This is a genomic window from Mycobacterium sp., from assembly GCF_035506235.1.
GTDB lineage: Bacteria > Actinomycetota > Actinomycetes > Mycobacteriales > Mycobacteriaceae > Mycobacterium.
The window spans coordinates 1-4,702 of record NZ_DATJPU010000123.1; the positions used below are offsets into that span (position 1 = coordinate 1).

Consider the following 4,702-nt stretch of genomic DNA (forward strand, 5'->3'; position numbering starts at 1 on the left):
AATTCTGCCCCGCCGGCTCCGCCGGCCCCGCCGGCACCAAACAGCCCGCCAGCCCCGCCGATCCCGCCGACTCCGCCGTTCCCGGCGGTCACGCCCACTGCCTGCCCGCCAGGTCCGCCGACCCCGCCGTTGCCGGTCAGCAGGCCGCCGGCCCCGCCGGGCCCACCGACGCCGCCGTTCCCGATCGACGAACGCGCACCAGCCCCTCCGGCGCCGCCGGTACCCATCAGGCCGGCGGGCCCGCCTGCACCGCCGTTGGGTTGGGTGGCCCCGCCCGACCCGCCGGCGCCGCCGTTACCGTACAACCACCCGCCGGGCATGCCGTCTTGTCCAGTGCCAGGGGCCCCGTTGGCGCCGTTGCCAATCAGCGGGCGCCCGGTCAACGCCAGGAAGGGCGTGTTGATCGCGCCCAGCAGATCCTGCTCGAAGAGCTGCAGCGGCGAAACATTGGCGGCCTCGGTAGCGGCATACGACCCCGCGCCCGCCGTCAAGGCCTGCACAAACTGGGCATGAAATGCCGCCGCCTGAACACTGAGCGCCTGATGGGCCTGACCACGTGCGGAAAACAACGCGGCAATTGCCGCCGACACCTCATCGGCGGCCGATGCCGCGATTCCGGTCGTCGCGGCGGCCGCGGCCGCATTGGCGACGTTGAGCGTCGAACCGATGTTCGTCAAATCCGTCGCCACCGCACCCAGCGCGTCCGGCACCGCGATCACATAGGACATTTCAATGACCTCCCGCCGGGCCGACACACCATCGGAGCGTCTGATCGCGACTGACTAAGTCGATGACATCGCAGCGTAGTCCGCTTAGGAGGGCTTTACACGCTCGCTGGTCCGCCCCTGGCTGTTTGGCCGGCCGGGCTCCGCGCTGGTGTGCGCGCCGGGTTGGCGCGAATCGCTCAGCGGCGCGTCGGGTCCAGCCCCAGCGACACACCCGCCAGCCCGCGCCGTCGCGACGACAGGGTGTCGGCGACGCTGCGCAGCTCCTTGCCGACGGGGGAGTCCGGCGCGCTCAGCACGATCGGAACCCCGGCATCGCCGGCCGCGACCAGCGCCGGATCCAGCGGGATCTGGCCCAGCAGGGGCACGTCGGCGCCGACCGCACGCGACAACCGGTCGGCGACCTGCCGGCCGCCGCCCTCGCCGAACACCTGCATCGTGGTGCCGTCGGGCAGCACCAGCCCGGACATGTTCTCCACGACGCCGACGACGCGCTGGCGGGTTTGCAGCGCGATGCTGCCGGCCCGTTCTGCGACCTCGGCCGCGGCCAGCTGCGGCGTGGTCACCACCAGGATCTCGGCGTTGGGGATCAGCTGAGCCACCGAGATGGCGACGTCGCCGGTTCCCGGCGGCAGATCGAGCAGCAGCACGTCCAGGTCGCCCCAGTACACGTCGGCCAGGAACTGCTGCAACGCGCGGTGCAACATCGGCCCGCGCCACACCACCGGGGTGTTGCCCTGGGTGAACTGGGCGATCGAGATGACCTTCACGTCGTGGGCGATGGGCGGCAGGATCATCGACTCGACCTGCGTGGGCCGGTCGGTGGTGCCCATCATGCGGGGGATGGAATGGCCGTGGATGTCGGCGTCGAGCACCCCGACGGCCAGCCCGCGCGCGGCCATCACCGCGGCCAGGTTGACCGTGACCGTCGACTTTCCCACCCCGCCCTTGCCGGACGCGACGGCGTACACCCGGGTCAGCGAGTTGGGCTGGGCGAACGGGATGACGGGCTCGCGGGCGTCCCCGCGCAGCTGCTTGCGCAGCTCGGTGCGCTGTTCGTCGCTCATCACGTCCAGGCTCACCTTGACGGCCCCGGTGCCGGGCACGTCGGCGACCGCGCTGGTGACGCGCTCGCTGATCTCGGTCTTCTTCGGGCAGGCGCCGGTGGTCAGGTAGATCGCGACGTGCACGCCGCCGTCGGGCTCGACGTCGACGCTCTTGACCATCCCGAGTTCGGTGATGGGACGGCGCAATTCGGGGTCGATCACCTTCCCCAGGGCGGTGCGGATGGCCGCGCTCAGGTCGGTGGTCTCGTGACTGGACATCACCGCCGAGTCTAGGCGTGCGCGATGGGGGACCGGTCAGCCGGCCGGGCCGGGCGCCCTGGGGGAGCCGGCGGCCGGCCCGGGGCCGGGCGAACCGGCGGGCGGGGCCGCGGGCGCGGCGGGCGGGGACGGCGGCGCTCCGAACGCCGGCGGCGGCGCGAAAGCGGGCGGCGGCGGCCCGAACGGCGCCGGCGGCGGCCCGAACGGCGCCGGGCTTTGTTGGGGACCGATGCAGATCACCGTGCAGCCGGGCAGTTGCGTCGGCGACTGCTGCGGCGTGGGCTGCATCCACGGGAACATCGGCTGCGAACCAACGGGCGGCGTCCCGCTCAGGTCGATCAGCGGTGTGCGCGCGAACGGATCGTCCGACGGCAGGCCGATGACGTTCATCGGCAGGTTGGGCCCGAGCCCCTCCGGATGATCGTCGTGCGCGTTGCCGAGCGGCGGCGGCGGTCCGGTCATCGGCGGCAGGTCGACCGGCACCACGCCGGTGGCGTACGCGGCGGCCCAGCCGAGCACGTTCTGCGCGTAGGGCACCGAGTTGTTGTAGCGCAGGATCGCCGACATCACCTGCATGGGGTCGCGCAGGTTGAGCCCGCCGCTGCACAGGTACCGGGCGGCCGCCAGCGCGGAGTCGAACAGGTTTTGGGGGTCGGCGGTTCCGTCGCCCTTGCCGTCGGCGGCGTAGCGCGCCCAGGTGCCGGGCAGGAACTGCATCGGCCCCATGGCGCGCGCGTAGGTGGGGCGATTGCCGACCGTGCTCTGCAGGATCACCTCGTTGCCGGGGAGCGTGCCGTCCAGCGAGGGGCCGTAGATCGGGACGACCGCGGTGCCGCGCGCGTCCACGGCCCCACCGCCCGCGTGGCCCGACTCGATGCGCCCGATCCCGGCGAGCAGGTTCCAGCTGACGCCGCAGCCGGGGGCGGCGACGGCCATCTTCTGTTCGGCGCTGCGGTATGCGGCCAGGGCGATCGACGGAATGCCCAGCGCGCCGGGCGCATTCACGATCATCGGGGGCGGCGGCGCGGACGGGGCGGCCTCGGCGATGTGGAAGGCGGTGGGCGTGCGGTCGGCGGCGATGACGACCGGCCCGGACGTGTCGGGGACGCTCGGGGACACGGCGGCCACCGGGTAAATGGCAGCGCGCACCGGCGCGGCCTGGTTGTGGACCGGTTCGGCGTGCCCGGTATATGTCGGGGCCGCGCCCCCGACCGCTCCCGCGAAGACCAAGGGGGTGATGACGGCGACGCCGAACGCCGGAGTCTTCGTCACGCGGATTTTTGTCACGCGGAGTGCCCGCAGTCGCATCGTCGCGGTGGCCGGGCGTGGACCCCAGCGTCCCCCAATGCGCACTCGGCCGTCCTCAAAGGTCGGGAAACTACCTGCTTAGCTTCGTGAACCAGATCACAATACATAACCCGCGTGACGGGAGTGGCGCAATGGCGGAATTGATAATTACCGGGATTTCTTAGCGATCCGCTCCCAGTCGTCACTCGCCGCCGCGGCCTCCCCGTCCGCGCCTTCCGGCAGTAACGCGGTCAGCATAGAGCGCAGGTCTTCCAGCTCATGGCGCAGGTATTCGCGCGTGACCACCTCGCCCACGGCCAGCCGCAACGCCGCAAGTTCGCGGGCCAGGTACTCGGTGTCCGCCTTGGTCTGGGCGGCGCGGCGACGATCCTCTTCGAGCGCGACGCGGTCTCGGTTCTCCTGTCGGTTCTGGGCCAGCAGGATCAGCGGCGCCGCGTAGGCGGCCTGCGTGGAGAAGGCCAGGTTGAGCAGGATGAAGGGATACGGGTCAAAGCGCATGGCCGCCGCGGATATGTTCAGCACGATCCACACCACCACCACGACGCTCTGTATCAGCAGGTAGCGGCCGGTGCCGAAGAAACGCGCGATGGACTCGGTGATCTGCCCGACGGCCTCGGGGTCCAGGCGCGGCGAATACCTGCGTGAGGACCGCGGGGTGTAGAGCCTTCGCGGTGCCGTGGATCTGCTCACCCGGAGCCTCCCAGTCGTTGTTCGATTCGGCCGGTGGTGTCCAGTTGCTGCACGTCCACGCGCCAGTCGTGCGGCAGTAGGTGATCGAGCAGGTCGTCCACCGTCACCGCTCCCAGCAGGTGGTTCTGGTCGTCGAGGACCGGCCCGCACACCAGGTTGTAGGCGGCCAGGTAGCGGGTCACCGCGCCCAGCGGGGTCTCCGGCGTCAGGGTGAGCAGGTCGCTGTCGACGATCCCGCCGACCAGCTCGGCCGGCGCCTCGCGGAGCAGCCGCTGCAACGGGATGCAGCCCAGGTAGCGACCGGTGGGGGTGGCCGTCGGCGGGCGCGCCACGAACACCATGGACGACAGCGCGGCGGTCAGGTCGGGGTCGCGGACGCGGGCCAGCGCCTCGGCGACCGACGTGTCGGGGGTCAGCACCACCGGGTCCGAGGTCATCAGGCCGCCCGCGGTGTCGGGGGAATGGGTCAGCAGCCGTCGAACCGGTTCGGACTCGTCCGGGTCCATCCGGGTGAGCAGCATCTCGGCGTCCGTCGGGTTCAGCACGCCGAGCAGGTCGGCGGCGTCGTCGGGATCCATCTCCTCGAGCACGTCGGCCGATCGGTCGGTGCCCAGCTGCGAGAGCACGTCGGCCTGATCCAACTCGGGCAGCTCC

At 71.6% G+C, this 4,702-nt stretch carries 5 protein-coding genes; all 5 read right to left on the reverse strand.

The features are described 5' to 3' along the window. Window positions 1-728, reverse strand: a 728-nt coding sequence (locus tag VMD50_RS11335; RefSeq protein WP_325427818.1) for a PE family protein, incomplete at its 3' end; no start/stop codon positions are given. 176 nt (window positions 729-904) lie between these two features. Continuing rightward, a complete protein-coding gene (locus VMD50_RS11340; protein WP_325427820.1) occupies window positions 905-2,050 on the reverse strand; it encodes an Mrp/NBP35 family ATP-binding protein in 1,146 nt (381 codons plus the stop codon). 36 nt (window positions 2,051-2,086) lie between these two features. Then, on the reverse strand, window positions 2,087-3,403 hold the full coding sequence (locus VMD50_RS11345; RefSeq protein ID WP_325427822.1) for a lytic transglycosylase domain-containing protein: 1,317 nt from the start codon (window positions 3,401-3,403) through the stop codon (window positions 2,087-2,089). A gap of 102 nt (window positions 3,404-3,505) precedes the next feature. Next, window positions 3,506-4,048: a DUF1003 domain-containing protein gene (locus VMD50_RS11350; RefSeq protein ID WP_325427824.1), complete on the reverse strand. Its 543-nt coding sequence runs from the start codon at window positions 4,046-4,048 to the stop codon at window positions 3,506-3,508. Further along, window positions 4,045-4,702: CBS domain-containing protein (locus tag VMD50_RS11355; protein WP_325427826.1), on the reverse strand; the 658-nt coding region annotated here is incomplete at its 5' end. The genes VMD50_RS11355 and VMD50_RS11350, both read right to left, overlap by 4 nt.

Excerpts from the sequence above, each read along its gene's own strand:
- VMD50_RS11340 (WP_325427820.1), bottom strand. The coding sequence starts at position 2,050 with ATGTCCAGTCACGAGACCACCGACCTGAGCGCGGCCATCCGCACCGCC.